The organism is Flavobacterium sp. (assembly GCF_004211145.1).
Taxonomy (GTDB): domain Bacteria; phylum Bacteroidota; class Bacteroidia; order Flavobacteriales; family Flavobacteriaceae; genus Flavobacterium.
Genome location: NZ_SEBS01000040.1, coordinates 1 through 20593, shown reverse-complemented (window position 1 = coordinate 20593; position 20593 = coordinate 1). Strand labels below are relative to the sequence as shown.

18 protein-coding genes are annotated in these 20593 nt (G+C 47.5%); 12 read left to right on the top strand and 6 right to left on the bottom strand.

What is annotated here, in order from left to right:
* Positions 1-16: 16 nt before the first annotated feature.
* The 3 genes from EOO50_RS14935 to EOO50_RS14925 all read left to right on the top strand — a co-directional run bounded on the left by EOO50_RS14935 (position 17) and on the right by EOO50_RS14925 (position 3713).
* Entirely contained in the window at positions 17-1039 is a 1023-nt protein-coding gene (locus EOO50_RS14935; protein WP_290841086.1) for an LLM class flavin-dependent oxidoreductase, read from the top strand.
* Between the two features lie 108 nt (positions 1040-1147).
* Positions 1148-3106, top strand: coding sequence for a PAS domain-containing sensor histidine kinase (locus EOO50_RS14930; protein WP_290841085.1), 1959 nt, complete (start codon positions 1148-1150; stop codon positions 3104-3106).
* A gap of 232 nt (positions 3107-3338) precedes the next feature.
* On the top strand, positions 3339-3713 hold the full coding sequence (locus tag EOO50_RS14925) for a hypothetical protein (RefSeq protein ID WP_290841084.1): 375 nt from the start codon (positions 3339-3341) through the stop codon (positions 3711-3713).
* A 70-nt stretch (positions 3714-3783) separates the two neighbouring features.
* Here the strand turns inward: EOO50_RS14925 and EOO50_RS14920 are convergent, their stop codons facing one another.
* Positions 3784-4329 (bottom strand): DUF4956 domain-containing protein, encoded by a 546-nt coding sequence (locus tag EOO50_RS14920; RefSeq protein WP_290841083.1) that lies wholly within the window; start codon positions 4327-4329, stop codon positions 3784-3786.
* A gap of 195 nt (positions 4330-4524) precedes the next feature.
* Here EOO50_RS14920 and EOO50_RS14915 point away from each other — a divergent pair, with 195 nt between their 5' ends.
* Entirely contained in the window at positions 4525-5247 is a 723-nt protein-coding gene (locus EOO50_RS14915; RefSeq protein WP_290841082.1) for a GDSL-type esterase/lipase family protein, read from the top strand.
* A 13-nt stretch (positions 5248-5260) separates the two neighbouring features.
* Here EOO50_RS14915 and EOO50_RS14910 read toward each other — a convergent pair whose 3' ends face one another.
* The gene (locus EOO50_RS14910; protein ID WP_290841081.1) at positions 5261-6565 is read right to left on the bottom strand and encodes an NAD(P)/FAD-dependent oxidoreductase; all 1305 of its coding nucleotides are present in this window, start codon (positions 6563-6565) and stop codon (positions 5261-5263) included.
* A gap of 491 nt (positions 6566-7056) precedes the next feature.
* On the opposite strand from EOO50_RS14910, the gene EOO50_RS14905 reads away from it, so the two are divergent.
* The 4 genes from EOO50_RS14905 (at position 7057) to EOO50_RS14890 (ending at position 9713) form a co-directional block, all read left to right on the top strand.
* Positions 7057-7551 (top strand): sigma-70 family RNA polymerase sigma factor, encoded by a 495-nt coding sequence (locus tag EOO50_RS14905; protein ID WP_290841080.1) that lies wholly within the window; start codon positions 7057-7059, stop codon positions 7549-7551.
* A 2-nt stretch (positions 7552-7553) separates the two neighbouring features.
* A complete protein-coding gene (locus EOO50_RS14900) occupies positions 7554-8186 on the top strand; it encodes a hypothetical protein (RefSeq protein WP_290841079.1) in 633 nt (210 codons plus the stop codon).
* On the top strand, positions 8183-9037 hold the full coding sequence (locus EOO50_RS14895) for a TraB/GumN family protein (protein WP_290841078.1): 855 nt from the start codon (positions 8183-8185) through the stop codon (positions 9035-9037). Before EOO50_RS14900 ends, EOO50_RS14895 begins: the two co-directional genes overlap by 4 nt.
* Before the next feature lie 148 nt (positions 9038-9185).
* Positions 9186-9713, top strand: a complete 528-nt coding sequence (locus EOO50_RS14890) for a hypothetical protein (protein ID WP_290841077.1) — start codon at positions 9186-9188, stop codon at positions 9711-9713.
* A gap of 50 nt (positions 9714-9763) precedes the next feature.
* On the opposite strand, the gene EOO50_RS14885 is transcribed toward EOO50_RS14890, so the two are convergent.
* On the bottom strand, positions 9764-10567 hold the full coding sequence (locus EOO50_RS14885) for a lysophospholipid acyltransferase family protein (RefSeq protein ID WP_290841076.1): 804 nt from the start codon (positions 10565-10567) through the stop codon (positions 9764-9766).
* Positions 10568-10599: 32 nt separating this feature from the next.
* The gene (locus EOO50_RS14880) at positions 10600-11244 is read right to left on the bottom strand and encodes a CoA pyrophosphatase (protein ID WP_290841075.1); all 645 of its coding nucleotides are present in this window, start codon (positions 11242-11244) and stop codon (positions 10600-10602) included.
* 117 nt (positions 11245-11361) lie between these two features.
* Here EOO50_RS14880 and EOO50_RS14875 point away from each other — a divergent pair, with 117 nt between their 5' ends.
* The 4 genes from EOO50_RS14875 (at position 11362) to EOO50_RS14860 (ending at position 18998) form a co-directional block, all read left to right on the top strand.
* Positions 11362-11793 (top strand): DUF4268 domain-containing protein, encoded by a 432-nt coding sequence (locus EOO50_RS14875; RefSeq protein WP_290841074.1) that lies wholly within the window; start codon positions 11362-11364, stop codon positions 11791-11793.
* A gap of 68 nt (positions 11794-11861) precedes the next feature.
* Positions 11862-15110 carry a hypothetical protein gene (locus tag EOO50_RS14870; RefSeq protein WP_290841073.1) on the top strand — a complete coding sequence of 1083 codons (3249 nt, stop codon included), beginning with the start codon at positions 11862-11864 and terminating at the stop codon, positions 15108-15110.
* Positions 15088-17025 carry a DUF3857 domain-containing protein gene (locus EOO50_RS14865; protein WP_290841072.1) on the top strand — a complete coding sequence of 646 codons (1938 nt, stop codon included), beginning with the start codon at positions 15088-15090 and terminating at the stop codon, positions 17023-17025. Before EOO50_RS14870 ends, EOO50_RS14865 begins: the two co-directional genes overlap by 23 nt.
* The gene (locus EOO50_RS14860; protein WP_290841071.1) at positions 17022-18998 is read left to right on the top strand and encodes a DUF3857 domain-containing protein; all 1977 of its coding nucleotides are present in this window, start codon (positions 17022-17024) and stop codon (positions 18996-18998) included. Before EOO50_RS14865 ends, EOO50_RS14860 begins: the two co-directional genes overlap by 4 nt.
* A 50-nt stretch (positions 18999-19048) precedes the next feature.
* Here EOO50_RS14860 and EOO50_RS14855 read toward each other — a convergent pair whose 3' ends face one another.
* The gene (locus EOO50_RS14855; protein WP_290841070.1) at positions 19049-19789 is read right to left on the bottom strand and encodes a hypothetical protein; all 741 of its coding nucleotides are present in this window, start codon (positions 19787-19789) and stop codon (positions 19049-19051) included.
* Positions 19790-19792: 3 nt separating this feature from the next.
* Positions 19793-20299, bottom strand: coding sequence for a hypothetical protein (locus tag EOO50_RS14850; RefSeq protein WP_290841069.1), 507 nt, complete (start codon positions 20297-20299; stop codon positions 19793-19795).
* Positions 20300-20593: the final 294 nt, after the last annotated feature.

The window sequence follows — 20593 nt, the reverse complement described above, 5'->3', positions numbered from 1 at the left end:
TACCTAAAAATTTCCCATGAAGAATATCGGCTTTTTATCTTTCGGCCATTGGGCAAACCATCCGGCCTATGCCACGCGCACGGCGAGTGATACGTTGCTCCAGTCGATCGATTTGGCGGTTGCGGCCGAAGAACTCGGGCTCGACGGCGCGTATTTTCGCGTGCATCATTTCGCCGCTCAACTCGCCTCACCGTTTCCATTGCTGTCGGCCATCGGAGCCAAAACATCAAAAATTGAGATCGGGACGGGCGTGATCGACATGCGATATGAAAATCCGCTTTACATGGTCGAAGACGCAGGCGCCGCCGATTTGATTTCAAAAGGACGACTCCAACTTGGGATCAGCCGAGGTTCGCCCGAACAGGTAATCGACGGTTGGCGCTACTTCGGGTACGAACCCAACGAAGGCGAAAACGATGCCGACATGGGCCGACGCAAGGCACTGGAATTTCTCGAAAGGCTGAAAGGTGTCGGTTTCGCCGAACCCAATCCGTTTCCGATGTTTCCGAATCCACCCGGATTATTGCGCCTTGAGCCACATTCGCCGGGATTGCGCGAACGTATTTGGTGGGGAGCCGCCTCAAATGCTACGGCTGTTTGGGCTGCCGAAAATGGAATGTACCTGCAAAGTTCCACGCTCAAATATGACGAAAGCGGGAAACCATTCCACGAGCAGCAGGCCGAACAGATCAGGCTATACAAGGAAACCTGGAAAAAAGCCGGACACGAACGCGAGCCGAGGGTTTCAGTGAGCCGTTCTATTTTTGCCTTGATGAACGATCAGGATCGCATGTATTTTGGGCAACAATCGGGCAAAGGTGACACGATCGGGATGATCGAACAGGACAAACGCGCCATCTTCGGACGAAGCTATGCCGCCGAACCCGATCGACTCATAAAAGAATTGGCCCAGGACGAAGCGATCAAGGAAGCCGATACGCTTTTATTGACGATACCGAATACGCTGGGAGTGGACTACAATATCCATGTGTTGTCTTCTATCTTGGAACATGTCGCGCCGGGATTGGGATGGCGATGAAAACACGACCAAATTCCGTTTTGAATTTTACAGCCAAAATTTTTTATTAAATTTACTTAGACTCGAAGCACTACCGCTATCGACCTAATATTAAGAAACCAAAAACGAATGCCGACTGACAACACAAACCTGTTTCAAACCGTTTTTGACTCAGCCTCCAATGGCATCGCCTTACTGCAACCTATTTACGATGGGCAGGGTCGCGTGACCGATTTCTCGATTTTGTTGCTCAACGCATTCGTGCTCAACTGGATGGACGAGGTCGACTACAAAGGCAAAAAATACACTGACGTTTTTTCAAAGGTCAAGCCGACGGGCGTACTCGAAGAATTCATCGAAATCATGGAAACCGGCATCACGAGGACGATCGAACGCAATTACGCAGGTGAAGGACTAAATCATTGGTTTCGTTATACGGCCGTGAAACAAAACGATTTTTTGGTGGTGACGATTGAAGACATTTCTGAAAGAAAACAAGCGGAAATCTCATTGGGCAATGCGTTGGAGATTTCTGAAAAACAAGAACGCCTCTACGATTCCATAACGAATAACACGCCCGATCTCGTGTACGTTTTCGACCTCGGCTACAAATTTACGTACGCGAACAAAGCCTTGCTTGATATGTGGGGAAAATCAGCCGAAGATGCGATCGGACGCGGCTTGCGTGACAACGGTTATGAAGAATGGCACGCGCGTATGCACGAAAATGAGATCGACGAAATCATCCGGACAAAAAAACCGATCAGGGGAACGGTTTCGTTCCCGCATGCCGAATTGGGTTCGCGCGTCTACGATTATATCCTCGTGCCGGTAATCGACGAAAGAGGCAATGTCGAGGCCATCGCGGGAACCACTCGTGACATTACCGAAATCAAACAGGCCGAGAAGAAGATGCAAGTCAGCCAAAGCCGTTTCCGCACCGTCATCGACCAGACTCCCGCTCCTACTTTGGTACTTATGGGAGACGATCTCGTAATCGAGCAAATCAACGTTCCCATGCTTCAAATGATCGGCCAGGGCGAAGACGCGATAGGTCGTCCGTTGATTGAGCTTTTGCCCGAATTGAAAGGTTCGTACATCTGGGAACAAGTTCTCAAAGTCTATCACGAAGGCAAGCATTTCGATCATCCTGAAGTACTCGTTTCACATTCACGTGGAGGCGACATCGAAGACTTCTATTACAACCTTTCATATCGTCCGCTCATGGAGGACGGCGAAATTATCGGTATGATCCAGGTGGCGGTCGACGTGACGGAACACGTAAATGCACGTAAAAAATTGGAAGAAAGCGAAAGCCGTTACAAAAAATTGTCCGAAACCCTCGAACAGCAAGTAAACGACAGGACAACACAGTTGCAGCGATCCAACCAGGATTTGCAGCAGTTCGCACACGTCGCGTCGCACGACTTGAAAGAGCCCGTGAGAAAAGTAAAAATGTTTGCAAGCCGACTCGAAAAAGAACTCGAAGGCAAACCCGAACAACCCGCGACCCAGTTCATCGAAAAAATAAATGTAGCCGCCGACCGGATGTCCACAATGATCGACGGCGTGTTGGCGTATTCCACCGCAAACGCCGACATGCAGATTCCCGAGATGGTCAATTTGAACGATGTCATGAAAAGCATCGAAATCGATCTGGAGGTCGCCTTGCACAAAACCGGCGGCCAAATCCACTACCGCGATCTACCGACATTGGAAGGCGCTCCCGTCCTGCTCTATCAACTGTTCTACAACCTGATCAATAATTCCATCAAGTTTTCGAGAACGGGAACGCAACCGATCATCGACATCTCATCTGAAATCGTTTCCAAAGACAGTGGGGATTTCGCGCAAATCACGCTCAAGGACAACGGAATCGGTTTCGATCCCGAACAGGCGGAACGCATTTTCGAGGCGTTTACGCGGCTAAACTCCAAAGACAAATACGAAGGAACCGGATTGGGCTTGTCGCTCTGTAAAAAAATTGTCGAACGTCACGGCGGGACTATCGCAGCCAAAGGAAATGCGGGCCAGGGCGCCGTTTTTGTGATCGGGCTTCCGATGATGCAGAAAGAAAAAGACAGTTAGTCCTGTAACGATCCGGATCGATCAAATAGTTTTCTCCCCCGATTTCGGCTATAAATTGCTGTTTTAAATGCGCTGTCACAAGATTGGTAGCGTTGAATTTTTTAGAAAGCCTTCCAAACGGAGGCTTTTTTTGTCGGACAACTTAGACAAATCATCCAACACTACATACGAACCCTGTAACGGACTTAGAGTTATAAATCAGACCTTTAACATAACTCTAAAAATTGAAATCATGAAAAATCTGATCTTCGCCATGGCTGCAATATGCTGCTTTTCCATAGCCTCGGCACAAACCGATACGACCACGACCCAAAGAAACAAGACCTCTAAAATCACGAAAGCGCGTGCCGACCAAAAGAAGACCGCGCCCGGAACAGTAGCACCGACGACCGCGACACCAAATACGACAACGCCTCCAACTCCTCCAAATAACGGAAGTTACACGCGACCTACCACGACGCCACAGCCGGGAACCACGAACAATCCGGCGGGAACTCCTGCGGGAGCGGGAACGACGACCACGACTTCGCCAACGAATGGCGGAAGCAACAAGGCATCGGGAAATACGCAACCGAGCACGACGCCTTCAAACCCGAGTATGCCGTAGCGGATTTTCAGGACGATAAAAAAAACGACAGGTCAATCGCCTGTCGTTTTTTATTTGGGATAGATTAGGATCAATAATAGACTTTCACGCTGATCTTGTTGTCGACGACGTCTATTTTTTCAATCTTGAAGGCGAATCTTTGGATCGTCATCTTCTCGCAAATTTTGTCGTGTATCGCTTTCTCGGACACCGAATCGGCATCGGTATATTCGAGTTTCAGATCGATGGTGTTGTTGTATCGGACGACGCGCAGTGTCGAGATAAAGTACACGACTACGATTGAAATTTGCAGGATGCACAACACATCGTACTCGTCCGACGGATACATCACATCCATTATCGAAAGCGTGATCGTGCTGAATAAAAAGATGATCACGTTCACGTTGAATGCGCGCGTCCTGAAGCGCAAAATCGAAAATATGGCGAACAATCCGAACCCGATTCCCAAACCCATTTCGACTTTCGTGAACAGATAACAAAGGGAAAATGTTCCCAATGGCACGAGCATGAGCAACGGGTTCATCGTTTCGTGCCTGTTCCTGTTTGAGAAATAATACAACAGTAACGTCGTGACGATCAATAAAATAAAACGGTAAAGGAATTCGGTGATTGACATATCTTTTTTTTGTTGGGAAAAGTTACTGCTTCACGAACGTTGAATACTTATATGGATTTGGAAACAAGTTGCACAATTATCAACAGCTCCATCAGTTCGAAAAAAAACTTGCAGAAACTCAAGTGATTACGGCAAACCGTAAAATAGGCACTTTCGCCGACATTACTTTTGGAAAACACAATAGTTATCCTACGTTTGAAACACCTCAAATTCCTACTGATCGCGTCTTTAAGCCTGAACCTTTTCGCGGCAATCTTCTTCGCTAAAAAGCTGTACGTAAAATACAATGCTTCGATCGAGACCATTGAAAAAAAATCAGACACGACGACAACTTACTGGTTGAAAAGGAATCAACTTTTTGAAGTTTTACCGAAAGACAAAAACACGATCGTATTTCTCGGCAACAGCCTGACGCAGCATTTCGAACTCGCCGAATTGTTCAAAAATCTGAATATTCGAAACAGGGGAATCAATGGCGATGTGATTCCCGCCGTAATTAAACGACTTTCCCCTATAACGGAATCCTGTCCCAAAAAGATTTTTATTGAGATCGGCATCAACGATTTGGGTAGAGGCGCGCCAAAAGATACCGTTATAAAAAACTACGAAAAATTACTTGAGCGGTTGCAAACGGAATGTGGTTCGACGAGATTATTCGTGCAAAGCATTTTTCCAGTCGCCAACAAAAGCAAGACCATGGCCGAATATTGCAGCCCGAAATTAAACGCCGACATCAAATTTATCAACCAACATCTAAAAGAATATTCAAGCCTGCACGACATCACGTTTCTCGATTTCCACGATTCTTTCGTAACCGACGGCGAACTCAACCCTAAATTTTCAGTCGACGGCGTGCATCTCACCGGCGAGGCCTATCTTTTATGGACCGAATTGCTCAAACCTTACGTCAACGACTGAGACATAGCGCAACCTAAACTTCGTCGCTCGTAAACGATACGAAATGCTTCTTTTTATACGGACGCACGATAAGCCGTCCCTCGCGGTCGAACCTCACATAATTGTAGACCCAGTTGAGGAATACGACCATTTTGTTCCGGAATCCGATGAGCGAGAACAAATGCACGAACATCCAGACGAACCAGGCGAAAAACCCACTGAAATGTCCTTTCGGCAAATCGACGACGGCTTTGTTGCGCCCGATCGTGGCCATCGAACCCTTGTCGAAATATTCGAATGCCGACATCGTCGTTCCCGATAAGACGCGGATCAGGTTGTCTCCGATGTGTTTTCCCTGCTGGATCGCGGGTTGCGCCATTTGCGGATGCCCGAACGGAAATTCGGTGGTTTCCATTTGCGCGATGTCTCCGATCGCAAAAATATTATCGCACCCGACGACTTGCCCATATTCGTTCACGCGAACGCGTTTCGCCTTGTCATCGACCGACGAAAGCGGCAGCCCATTCACCATCGCGCCCATTACGCCTGCCGTCCAGATTACGGTAGCCGACTCGATCGAAAGGTTCGAATTCGTCGTGATCGTGCGCCCGTCATAACCCGTGACGCGCACGTTTTTGAGTAAGGTCACGCCGAGTTTGGTGAGGAATTCCTCAGCGTGTTGGGACGATTTTTCGCTCATCGTGTTCAAGATCCTGTCACCCGATTGAATCAAATTGATCTGCATTTTTGAGATGTCGAGATCGGGATAGTCGCGTTGGAGGATCGCTTTTTTCATTTCGGCAAGCGCGCCTGCAAGTTCGACTCCGGTCGGGCCGCCGCCAACGAGAGAGAAATTCATGAGAAACGCGCGCTCGGCGGGATCTTTCGTCAAAACTGCCTGCTCGAAATTCTCGAGAATCAAACTGCGGATGTTGAGCGATTGGGAAATGGTTTTCATCTGCATCGAATTGCGCTCGATTTCCTTGTTGCCGAAGAAATTCGTTTTGGAACCCGTGGCGATCACCAGATAATCGTAGGTCAAACTCCCGATGTCCGACTGGATGCAATTGTTCTTGGTGTCAATCTCAGAGACGCGCGCCATCCTGAAATAATAATCCTTGTAATCGTGGATGATCTTCCTGACCGGATACGCGATCGATCCGGCTTCCAAACCGCCCGTGGCAACCTGGTACAACAGCGGCTGGAAATTGTGATAGTTGTGCTTGTCGATCAGCACGACCTGGCATTTTTGGTCGCGCAGTTTACGTGAGAGCGCGATTCCGGCGAAACCGGCGCCGATGATCGCGATGCGCGGAAGGGATGATTGTGGGATGTTCATGTGCGACGAATGACGAATGACGAAAGATGAATGATGAATGACGAATGACGAGTGACGAATGACGAAAGACGAAAGACGAAGGACTAAAGACTAACGGACGCTCTCGATTGAATTAAAGTTAGGTCTTTCAAATTACGCATGAAAGACTTTTGCAAATTTTATGGGAATTACTATTTCTTTTTTTAATTGAAACGCCAAGTCCTTTGTCATTGGTCGTTCGTCTTTCGTCAAAAAAATCTTCCGCCAACGGCAGCCCGGAATCCCCGCCAGCGGTTGCAGCGGAAATCCTTTAGAAAAAAAATGTTGGGGTTTGCGCGATTTGGGCAGCGACCAAAGGAAGCTCGACCAAGCCGCAGCAAATCCACGTTTTTTAAGAAAGATTGCAGCAGAAAACGCGGTGCTTGCAGGCGGCCAAAAAATTATATACTTTGCACACTGTACTTTGCACCTTGCACATGTAACAAAATCCAACCTCACGCCACTAACGCATCATGAGTGAATCTTTAGAGCAATCGTTCGTAAAACAATTGCGCGAGAACCAGAACATTATCCACAAGATCTGCAGGCTGTACACCTCGGGCGAGGATGCGCACAAGGATTTGTTCCAGGAAATCACGATTCAGTTATGGAAGGCGTTCCCAAAATTCCGCGGGGATGCCAAGTTTTCTACATGGGCGTATCGCGTGGCGCTCAATACTGCCATTACATTGTATCGGAAAAGCACACGGTCAGTCGCGACGACCGAGTACGACAGCGCCCGCCATTTTATCAGGCAGGAAGACTACAACTACGAGGAAGAGGAACAGATCAAGCTCATGTACCAGGCCGTGTATCAACTCAACGATATCGAAAAGGCGTTGGTGTTCATGTATCTCGAGGACAAGGATTATGCGGAGATTTCAGAAACCCTCGGTATCAGCGAGGTGAATGCGCGCGTGAAGATGAACCGCATAAAAGGAAAATTGAAAAAAATATTAAATCCGTAGTTATGGACGAGCTGGATTTGCTGAAGAAAGACTGGAAACGCAACGAAAATGCGTACAACCAGGTGACGGAGAAGGAAATATACGTGATGTTGCACAAGAAATCATCTTCAATCGTGAAGTGGATCTTGATCATTAGCATTCTCGAAGTGCTTTTATGGACGGTCGTGAGCTCGTGGAGCAGCACCGACGAATACCTGATCGCGTCAGGACACGAGGATCTCGTGCGCTATTTCACGATTTTCAATTTCGTGAATTACGGTGTGATCCTCGTGTTCATTTATTTGTTCTATCGAAATTACATCCGGATTTCCACGACGGCTTCGACGAAAATTTTAATGGACGACATCATCCGGACGCGCAAAACCGTGAATTATTACGTGTGGTACAATTTGTCGATGATCGTCTTGAGTCTGATCGTCGGGTTCATCATCGCATTTTTGTGCAACCCCGATGCTGAAGAACTTCGCAAAGGAATCGCGCAGGATAACGCGGCCCTGGCGATCATAATCGGGTTGCTCGCGCTGTGCATCGTTATTTTTTCAGGCCTCGCATGGTTGTTTTATCGATTGATTTACGGAATATTGTTGCGCAAACTCCTCGCAAATTACAAGGAGCTCAAAAAAATTGACTTATGAAGAAGTGCTTTTTAGCGATGGCCATGTTGGCATTCGGAGTGGTTGGCGCGCAACCTTTGGAGAAATCATTGTTGTGGAAAATTTCGGGCAACGGCCTAAAACAACCTTCGTATTTATACGGAACGATCCACATTACGTGCGACGCGACACTCAAACCCGGCGTGAAACCTGCAATGGACGCGACCCAGCAACTGTATCTTGAAATGGACATGGACGACCCGACGCTCCAGCAAGGCATGATGAGCGGCATGATGATGACCGACGGCAAAAAAATGACCGACCTCGCAAGTCCTGAAGACATTAAGATCGTGAACGACTTCCTGATCAAGAACCTCGGATTCCCGCTCGAGGCGATGAATACCGTGAAACCGATTTTCGTGTCGATGATGTTCCTTACGAAAATGCTCGACTGTACGTTGCAATCGGTCGAGAGTGAACTCATGAACATCAGCACCGAACAAAAAGAAGAAGTTCTCGGGCTCGAGACGTTGGCCGACCAGATGGCGACGCTCGACGCGGTTCCGTACGAAGAACAAATGGCCGAACTCGTGAAATCGGCGAAAAGCGATTTGGCGAACGACCAAAAAGAAACGGCCTTGCTTACGGAATTGTACGCGAAACAAGATATAGAAGGCATGCTCAAAGCCGCGCGCGAATCCGACAACGTCACGACATCGAAATACGAAGACGAATTGCTCGTAAAGAGAAACAAGAACTGGATCCCCAAAATAGAAAGCATCGCGAAGCAAAAACCGACATTCTTTGGCGTCGGCGCGGCGCATTTGGCGGGAGAAAATGGGGTGATTAGATTGCTTCGAAAAAAAGGATTTAAGGTTGAAGCGGTTAGGTGAGTTTAGATTTGAGATCGGAGATTTGAGATTTGAGATTTGGCTTTTCGGTAGCTAGGACATTTTCGTTTTTTTTGGAAAGACCAAAGTTCGGACAACGGTTCGAACCCTGAACCCTGAACCCTGAACCTTGAACCCCAAACCTCGAACCATGTACCCAAAATGGAAATTCCACCTAATTCTCCTGCTGATCCTGTCGTCGGGTTTTACGGTTGTGACAGTCCTAAAAACTACGAGTGAATATCCGCCCGATGAGTCGGGAGTATTAATCGGAACTTTGGCGGTTGCGATTGTTTTCTTTTTCCTGCCACGCGGCCTCAAGCTTCGACATGCGATCTTCACGTACGCGGCTTTTATTTTACTTGGGATAAATTTGGGCGTGAATTCTTATGTTCAGTTCCGACAGTTCCGAATCTCGAATCGGAACAAGACATTCGCGTATTACGAATCGCTTTCATGTAACGAAATTGAAGCAGCTTTCAGCAAAGATTCCGCGTCGGCCAACCTCAAATATTTTCGCATCGGAAACTACGCGACGCCAAAGCAGTCAAAACAATTCGATGATCTAAATATTGAAGTCTATTTTCGAGGCGATATGCTCTCCGGTTGTCTCGAAACGTACAATGAAAAAATTGAGGAATATGTGATGAAAAAACATCATCTGAAACTCCCAAAGTAAATTTTACCTAAAGCGACTCAGGCACTCAGGCACTCAGGTTCTCAGGCACTCTAATACCGCCACTCCCGCTTCTTATTCAACTCTTCCTCAATGGCGCGTTCCTCAGCCGGAATGACTTTAAGCAACGAAGGATGTTGCTCGATCGCCCATTCGATTTTCTCGACGATCTGTTCGATGGTTTCGTTCTCGTAGTCGATTTCCAAAGGTTCCTTGATGATGAACGATTGCAAAATTCCCTTCTTTTTCATGCGAAGGCCTTTGCGGTCGAACGAACGCCTGAATCCGTCGATCACGATTGGAACCACGATAGGTTTGTATTGTTTTATGATGTGAGCCGTTCCTTTGCGAACAGGTTTGAACGAACGCGTCGTGCCTTGCGGGAACGTGATTACCCAGCCGTCTTCGAGCGCGATCTTAATGTTTTCAGTATCGGCGGGATTGAACTCCCGTTTCACGTCCTGCCCGTTGGCGCGCCAGGTTCTTTGCACGGGAATCGCTCCCGCGTAGGCCATTATTCTTGGCAAAATTCCTTCAGAAATGGTTTCCTTGGCCGCGACGTAATAGATATTAAGTTTCGGATCCCACAAATAGCCCATGTTCTTGATCGTGTCCTGTCGGCCGTGAAGACTCGCGTTGAACACGTGAAACATCGCGACGACATCGGCGAAATACGTTTGGTGGTTTGAGATGAACAGCACGTTTCGGTCGGGCAACGTAGGAATGATTTCCGACCCGTCGATCTTGAGCTGGTTAAAGCCATGATAGCGCCTGTGCGTGAACATCCCGAATATCAGGATCATCCAGCGTTTCAGGAAAAGTATATGTCCGAAAGGATTTCGTTTAAACAGGCCCATGGCGTAGAGTAAGCTGCGAATTTACAAAAACTTCAACGTTTCGCGAGTGTTTTTACAACTTCCTTGAACTCGCTGAGGATCATCGCGGTAGCGCCCCAGACGACATGTTCGCCGATTTTGAAACCGGGCACGTTTATCTCGGTCGCGTATGATGTGTCGCGTGTCATCCCGACTACGGTCGCGTCATCGAGGAAATCATCGACTGAAACTTCGATGATGCCCGCAACTTCGCGTGGATCAGGCGTAAAGATCAATTCTTGTTCGGAATAGCCCAAAAACGGATATACGATAAAATTGCTCGGCGGAATATAAATGCGCGACAATTCACGCACGACGCTGATCTGATCGGGTCGGATCCCGACTTCCTCGAACGTTTCCCTCAAAGCGGTTTCAGCGTACGACGCATCTTCGGCTTCGCGCTTTCCGCCAGGGAACGCGACCTGGGATGAATGCACGCCTTTGTACGCATTGCGCAGGATCAACACGAAATTCGTCTTTTCGTTCCGCGGGTAAAGCAGCAACATGACCGCGGCACTTCGCGCATTGAGGTTGTCCCAATCGAGGTTTTGCATGAGTTGTTGGCGTTCGGGCGGAAACATTTTGGCATGAGCAGACTCGCCCGGAAGCGTTTCGTTTTGTATTTTTGGCAGCAGATGTAAGAATTCGGTAAAGTCCATTGGATTTTAAAAAACACGACGCGTTTAGATATCGGTTTTTGCCGGCATGCGAATTTCGTGTCATCGCGCCTTCGTGGCAAATTCAAACTAAGTTAACCAAAATACAAATAGCAAACAATGTTCAGCAAAGAAGAATCCCAACGCATCAAACGAGAATTCTGGATCGCCTTCGCCGAAAAATACCCGCGGAAGTGGTTGCTGTACGATACCAAGATCAAAGACTTCACGCTTAAGTTCCACGCCGACAACAAAAAAGCCGAAGTCATGATCGCCATCGAAAATCGCGACGACGAAAAACGATACGCTTATTACGATAAAATGTTGTCGTTGCGTTCGATATTGCTCGAAGAACACGTTCCCGATGCGATTTTCGAAAAAGATTTTTACCTTGAAAACAAAACCATCAGCAAGATCTGGGTCGAAAAAACGGGCATCAGCATCAACAACAAAGCGACCTGGGACGATATTTTCGATTTCTTCAACGAACAGATGAACGCTTTCGAACTTTTCTTCCACGAATTCAGCGACTTCATCAACGATGTCGCGTAAGAAAAATTCGCATTTTAACACCTATGGTTTCTCAAAAAAATTATATTTGGAGAAATCAAACACCATCAATGAAAAATTTTATTTGCGTCCTGTTTTTGGGACTCGGTCTGTCGGGTTTTGCCCAAACGGACTATGGCTTCGTTTATGATCCCGACGCGATAATCGCAAGCGGCACGAAACTCCACGACGAAGGAAAATATGAGGCAGCGTTAAAAGAATTCGACAAGATAGATCCGATCGATCCGAACTACGTCACCGCCCAATACGAGAAAGCGCTCACGTACAAAGCGATGGAACAGCCCGAGAAATCGCGCGAAATCTACGAGAAAGCCTACAACGAAGGTCTGATGAAGGACCGGGCCGATTTTTTCATGGCGTACGGAACCTTCCTGAGCGACGCAAAAGAATACGACAAGAGCGAAATCATGTTGCTCGAAGGCCAGAAACTCTCTCCCGATTCGGGCCCGATGTTGTACAACTTGGCCTTGTTATATCTTCGGAAAGAACAACGCCAGAAAGCCATCGACCTGCTGAAAAAATCGATCACGTTGAATCCGAACCATTCAGGTTCACATTACCTGTTGGGATCGGTCGCGCTTGAAGAAGGCCATGTCACCGAGGGCGCGATGGGATTGCTCACGTATTTGATCTTGAATCCGAACGGCCCCGGAGCCGAGCAATGCATCATAAAACTAAATGCGAAATTCGGGGAAAATTACCTCGAGAAGAGCAACTTGGTGTTGTCGAAAAGCGGGGACAATTTCTCGGAAATCGATGAAATCCTGCGCAATCAGCTCGCGTTGAGAAGCGCTTTCAAAGTGAAGTCGGAATTCACCGACATCATCATCAGGCAAGTCCAGGCGATCGTCGAATACGCGCCCGAACATAAAATGGGCGACGGTTTCTTTGAGACGATGTACATTCCGTATCTCGCCGAACTTTCGCGCAAGAACCAATTCGAAGGCATGTCGTATTATATTTTGCTGAGCATGGAGGAAAAACTCGGCAAGAAACTTACTTCACAAAAGAAGAAAATACTGTCGTTCCGCGACGATTTCATCTACAACGGATTTTGGCCACTGTTCGCCAAGCGGAAACTCGATTTCTTCGGCAAGGAACAGGACGTCACGATTTTCTTGGACGACAACGGAAGTCCTTCGCTTATCGGCACGAAGTTAGACGGCAAACGCGAAGGCAAATTCAAGGCAGTCTACTCTGACAATACGCTCGCAGCCGAACTCAATTTCGTTCATGACGAACTCGACGGCCTTCAAAAATATTATGACCGAAAAGGGAAATTGTATGAAGAAAAGAGCTTTTCCAAAGGCCAACTTGACGGAAAACGCACCACGTATTACAAAAACGGAAACCTCAAACTCGTAGAGAATTACAGGAACGGAAAACTCCAAGGGCTGAGTTCTTCGTATTTCATCAACGGCGGAAAATCGTGCGAGGTCAATTTCACCGACGACGAGCGCGACGGCAACATGGTTTGCCTGTACGAGAACGGCGCCAAGAAAAGCGACTTCACTTACGTGAAAGGAAAAAACGAAGGCGTCGCGAAATACTTCAACGAGTCGGGAGCCGTCACAAGTGAAATTCCGTACACGGCAAACGAGATCAATGGAAAGTTCGTGGAATACTTCGACGGAAAAATCGTGAAAAGCGAAGCCGATTACGAAAACGGGAAAATCAAATCCTACTATAAATCGTATTATCCGAACGGTTCGCCCGACGAGCAGGTCGTATATGAAAACGGCTTCCCAAAAAGCGGGACGAGTTTCTTCGAAAACGGCAAAAAGTCATTCGACACTAAATATACGGCGAAAGGCGAAGTCGAGGGTTACGCCTATTACAACCAAAAAGGCGACAAATATTACGAGGAAAAGTTCAAGTCGGGATTGATTACGACGGCGTTGCAATACAAACCCGGAGTGGCCAAACCGATCGAAATCGACGTCAACAAAAAAGGTGAAGACCTGCAGAATTTCGACGGTGTGAGCATCGCTAAAGGAAAATACGACAAAGGCAAGAAAACCGGCGAATGGACGTATTCATACCAAAACGGAATGATTAAGGAGAAGGAAATTTTCGCGGGCGGAGTCAAATCGGGTTTGAACCACGGTTATAACAATTCGGGCCGACTCGTATCGATCGTCAATTACGTGAAAGACACGATTTCAGGCGTTTACGAATCGCATTCTAACGGAAAAGTCAGCAATGTAACGTATTATAAAGGCGGCGAACGCAACGGGGTTTCGCGCAGTTTTTACGGCGATGGCAGCCTTTCATCGGAATCATTCTACGACGAAGGTGAAATACAGTCTAACCAGACATTCTGGCAAAACGGCAAGCCATCGATGAAAACGACGTACGACAACGGCAGCTCGGTCGCCATGGAATCGTTCACGCTCGATGGGAAAAGCGAAAACAAAATCGATTATACGAACAAAACCGGCAAGGTCAAAACGGTTTTCAGGAACGGCCACGCAGTCCACGAATATGAAATGGTGAATGGCGTGCTCAACGGGAAATACACCGTGAAAGACAAATCGGGCAAGCTCGATGTCGAAACGGTTTACGTGAACGGAAGCAGGCACGGACGCTACGTCAAAAACGGGCCGACGGGAGCGTTGCTGTACGAATTGAACTACGACAACGGCGAGCAGATCGGGCTGGGAAAATACCACGATCTGGCGGGCAACCTGAGGATTACGATCGAATTCCTGCACGGAACCGAAACTGGAAAACTCACGCGCTATTTCTACAACAAAAACGTGATGTACGAGTACAACCAATTCGACGAACTCAACGAAGGCGAAGCGAAATATTACAATTTGAAAGGCGAGCCGATTTTGATCGTGAGTTACGCGTACAACTTGCCTGAATATTACATTCCGCTTGACGCGAATGGAAAATTGACCCAGAAAGTGCCGTTGACGTCGATCACGGCCGACATCGTTTCCAAATATCCGAACGGGAAAACCGCAATCGAAATGCATTTCAACAAAGGAATCCTTGACAAGAAATTCCTGATTTTCTCGGCCGACGGAAAACCCGAACACGAATCCAACTACGATTTGGGACTTTTGAACGGACCGAGGATCGAATATTACACGAACGGCAAAATTTACAAGAAAGAAAATTTCGTATACAACGACGACGAAGGCCTCGCCGAATTTTTCAAGGAAGACGGAAAACCGTGGATCAGCGCGACTTCCAAAAACGACGAGCTTCACGGCCCGTGCAAGATTTACACCGCCACAGGCACAATAACCAAAATGTATGATTCTGATGAACTGGTTGACGTTAAATAAAACGGCATTTTTTGCCGTGGTCGGAGTAGTTGCGCTGCAGGCGAAAATGCAGGCGCAGGTGCTGTCGGTCGACGATTACAAAAAGAAATGGACCGATGCGAACGAGTTGATCCTGTCAGACAAAAGTTCGTATGATATCTTCATCGAAGACAAGAAACTGCGCATCATCCGCGACAATTACTACGAATCGATCATCTTGTCCGAGAACGGGATCTTGAACAACCAGGAGAGTTTTTCCTATTCGGAATTGGTCAAATTGCGCGAGTACGATGCGTTCTCTATCGTGAGCGACAAAGGCAAGGAACGCAAGATCAAGGTCACGCAATCGAACGAGAAACTGTCGCGCTCGAGCTCGATTTTCCACGACGGCGTGAAAGAGCGCCAACTCATTTTCCCGAACCTGCAAAAAGGCGCGCGTAAAGTCTACAACGTGCAGACCGAATTCGTCGATCCGTATCTGTTGCAAAGTTTCGTATTTGGAAATTCGTTGCCGATGGTAAATTCGACGCTTGAAGTCCGCACCGACAAAGACATCAACATCGGTTACCGCGTCTTCAACGACCCGACCAATTCGATCACGTTCGCCAAGACCGAGAAAAAAGGCAAATGGATCTACACGTGGACGTTGACCGACGTGAAAGCGATAAAGTTCGAAAGCAACAATCCGGGGTTCCGCCATGTTGTACCTCACATTGATGTTTTCGTGAAAGATTACGTTAGTTCGGGCGCGAAAATCGATGTGCTCGACGACACGAACAAACTCTACACGTATTACAAATCGTTCCTCAAAAACCTGAACAAGACCGAGAACGCCGACCTAAAAGCGCTCAGTAACGAAATTACGACCGGCGCTTCAAACGACGAGGAAAAGGTCAAGAAAATCTTTTATTGGGTAAAGGACAACATCAAATACATCGCGTTCGAGAACGGTTACGAAGGCTTTATCCCGCGTGAGGCGAGCTTGGTCTACGAGCGTAAATTCGGGGATTGCAAGGACATGGCGAACTTGATTTCGTCAATGTCTGCCTATGCTGGCATCAAAGGCGTTTCAGTTTGTTGGATCGGCACGCGCGAGATTCCGTATTCGTACAAGGAACTTTCGACTCCGGCCGTGGACAATCACATGATCGCGGTTTTCAAGGACAACGGAAAATACACGTTTTTGGATGCGACCGACAGGGAAACGCGTTTCGGAATTCCGACATCTTTCATACAAGGTAAGGAAGCGCTCGTCTCGAACGGCGAACAATACGAGATCGTCGAAGTGCCGATCGTAGCGTCGGACGATAACGGAACCGTCGAAAAAATAAGACTCACGCTTGACAAAGACAAACTGTTGGGCTCGGCGACCGTCGATTATTCGGGATTTTCACGCAGCCATTATTTGTCGCAGATCGGCGACGCGTCGGGAAAAATGCGATTCGACCTGATCAAAAGCCTCGTGCTCAAAGGCAACAATAAATTCAATTTAAAGGATTTCAAGGAGGCGAACATCGGCGACCGAGACAAGCCGTACAAAGTCGACTACACGTTCGACCTCGCCGATTATGCGATTCCCGTCGACAAAGAAATCTATGTGAGTTTGTTCCTCGACCAGATGTTCGACAAAGTCACGATGGAACCCGATCGCGTTTCGGCTTTCGAATTCGATTTTTTAACGTCCTACAAAGGTGAATTCACGCTCGAGCTGCCCAAGGACACGTCGGTCAAATTTCTTCCACCGAATTTCAAGCTCGACAATTCCTTGTTGTCGGTCGACTGCAAGTACGTCTCGAAACCGACTGAAGTTTCATTAATCGTGAACATAAAACTCAAAAAAATGTTGCTCCAAAAGGCAGATTTCGACCTGTGGAACGACACCGTAAAACAACTCAAGGACGCTTATTCTCAAACTTTAATCCTCGCTTCAAAATGATTTTGCAAAACAAATCCATCCAATCCTTCGCCGTCATCGCATTGCTGTTCGTTTCGGCGGTAACGAAGGCTCAGGACTTTTCATTCAAGAATTACAATTGGGAAGAAAAGCCGACAATCGCCGCGATTCCGGACCAATACAAGAACGAGAAGGAAGTGATTCTCGAACGCAACACGAAGGTCGAACTCCAGTCGGCCAAAGGACAGGCGACGCAATATTACCTGATGCACGAAAAAGTACTCATCAACAGTGATGACGCGGTCGAACGAAACAATAAAATCTATATTCCGTTCCGAATGAGCGAAAGTGTGTTGACGACAAAGGCGCGCGTTATCCTTAAGAACGGAAAGGTGATTTCGCTCGATTCGAAAGATATCAAGGAAGAAACCGACGAGGAACGCGGCATCAAATACAATTACTTCGCGCTGAACGGACTCGAAAAAGGCGCCGTGATCGAGAAGTTGTACATGTTGCAGGAATCGCCTGAACTCAATGGGAGCACGATTCGCATGCAGGACGAATATCCGATCTCAAAGGCGACGTTCCAGTTGATTTACCCGGATCATCTCGTTTTCAAGACAAAGAGTTACAACGGTTTGGGCGACGCCACGATCGAAGAAGTTTCGGCCGACAAGAGGAAAATCCTAAACGTATCGTCAGAGAACGTGCCCGCTCTCGACGACGATGAACGCTACGGAAACTGGAGTGCCGCCGTGAAAATGTTCCGATACAAACTCGACGCGAACGTCGCCAACGGTGCGAAAAACATGTACAATTTCAAGGAATTCTCGACGAACCTGTACGAGCGTTTCCATCCGGAATACAACAAAAAGGAAATCAAGGCGATAGATGATTTCATCAAGCAAATCCCGACTTCATCGAATACGCAGGATCAGATCTGGAACGTCGAAAATAAAATCAAGAAGACGATCACATACAGCCAATACATCGACAGCCAGGAAGGAATCAACGACATCATCAAAAGCCGCCAGGCGAACCAGTCGGACATTTTAAGATTGTATTTCGCGGTCTTGGACAAAATGGGAATCGAGAACCAATTGGTTATGACATCGGAACGTTCGAAAGTTCCGTTCGACAAGGATTTCGAGAGTTATGAGAACCTGCACGACATTCTCTTGTATTTCCCCACGATACAGAAATATTTGACGCCGACCGAAGTCGAATACCGGATTCCATTGTTTCCATCGGGATTGGCATCGAACACGGGCTTGTTCATCAAGGGCAAGAAATTTTCGGGCGTGAACATGGGCGTCGGTGAAATCGGATTCATCGAGATTCCGGGAACCGACATCACGCACGACGTCATGGAAATCACGGTCGACTTTTCAAAAGACATCGCGAATCCGACCGTGACCGACAAAATCGCGTTCGGTGGTTATTCGGCCATGAATTTCCAACCCGTGAAAGACTTCGCTTCAGACGACCAATACAAGGAATTGCTCAAGCAAATCGCGAAAAACTACACGGTAGAAACGGAATACAAGACACTCAAAACCGAAAACGACGGGACGGAATTCATCGGGAAAAAACCTTTCGTATTGAACGTGACGTTCGACGGTAAAGACTTGGTGCGCAAGGCAGGAGACAATTATTTGTTCTCGGTCGGGCAAGTCATCGGACGCCAAATGGAATTGTATCAGGAGAACAAACGCGTGATGCCTGTCGAGATCGACTATCCGCATTCGTACACACGGACGATCAAGATCATTCTCCCTGAAGGCGCGAAAGTAAAGAATCTCGAGAAGTTCAACATGAGTTACAAGACGCAATTGAACGGCAAGGAAGAAGCCGCGTTCGTGAGCAATTACGAGCAAAAAGGGAACGTGATTACGGTAAACAATACCGAGTTCTATAACGTGATCCGATATCCGTTGCCTGCGTTCGAGGAATATCGCGCGGTCATCAACGCCGCCGCCGATTTCAATAAGATCGTGATAATCGTAAACAAATAAAACAGAAAAGTCCGGCAATTACACCGGACTTTTTTTATGCTCAAAATGTATTAGAATACGATTTCACTCTGCACTTCCACGTTTCCGATGTCGTTCGGATTCAACAGGAAACGTGTCAAACTTTGATCGCCGATCGCAAACATCACGTTGTTTTTGATGATGACGTCGAAACAACTTTTGTCGATTGACTTTACGAGTACAGGCTCAGCCGGATTGACGATGTCGAAAATTTTGATCTGGTCGTCGCACACAATTAAATAATGATCGCTGAACAACCCCAAACCTTTCGGATGCACCAAATTGCGCTGATGGATCATGATCGGATTGTTGATATCGGCCATGTCGTACACTTGCAGAACGTTCAAATCGCCACCGCAAGTCGAGTTCGAATGTAGCGTCACGTAACTGTGCGTCGCATTCGCCACAACGGGATCGCATGAACGAAAATGTTGCACGCTCGACACATATTGCGGATTTTCAGGATTCGCGATCGAATAGACATACATGCCTTCGCGCGAGCCGATGTACAGATAACCCTCGCGCGCGAACAAGGTTTCAATGTCCCAGCCGACTTCGATATCGTTGACCTTTACGGGATTCGCTTGATTGATCAGTGAAAAAACGTTGATCTTGGCGTGATCGACCGTGTATAAATAATCGCCGACGAGTGCGAAAATCGCGAGTGAACCGCCTTGGCCGTCTTTCGCACCTTCGGAAAGACCTTCAGACGAATCCGACGAGCAACCGAACATAACCGCGATACAAAAACAAAATGCTATTATTTTTTTCATGGCTTAGTTATTTAGTGTCCAGTTTACGATGATTTCATTTGGATTCAGATCCGTGTAGCTAAAATCGGGCGCGATCTTTTGCGGGAATACGTTCTCGCTTCTGGATTCTATCGCCATCGTATTCTCGACTTTGTTGTATCGGATCGTAACGAGATCGACCGCTTGATTTATGTACATTTTGTCGCCACGCATCGCCACGTCAGTTGCGCCGGGCATTTGAAGGAACGCGATTGGTGTGGGAAGTTGCGGATTTGCGTAATTATAGATGTGGAATCCTTTGTTGACATCGTTCACGACCATCAGGTGATCCATGATGTAAATCTTGCCCGATTTCTCGACGTCGATAGGCGGTAAAAGTTGCACGGAACTCTCAAAAACCGCGCGATCCATGATTTGGGCGGTGTAATTGGATTGTGAAATGTTTGGTTCGTCGTCTTCTCCGAAGTTGAACCCAATGCAACTGCTGACCAAAAACGGCAGCAGCGCGCAAAGAAGTAGTCGTATTTTCATAGGAAAGATTTCTTCTAAGATATGGAAAAGCGAAATCGGTTGCGTAGATGATGTAAATTTAATGTGGGCGTGCCGGCGGCATGTGGGTTTTGGGTCGCCTGACGATTTCGTTCGCCGCCGTCGGGCTGGCCCGCTGCTATCTTTTTGCCTTGTACGTCTTCGGTAAGCGGACATTTGGTTTCGGCAAAAAGGATATCCGCTTGCATCCCTCACGCGGGCGCGGTTCAGGGTTCAGGGTTCAGGGTTCAGGGTTCAGGGTTCAGGGTTCAGGGTTCAGGGTTCAGGGTTCAGGGT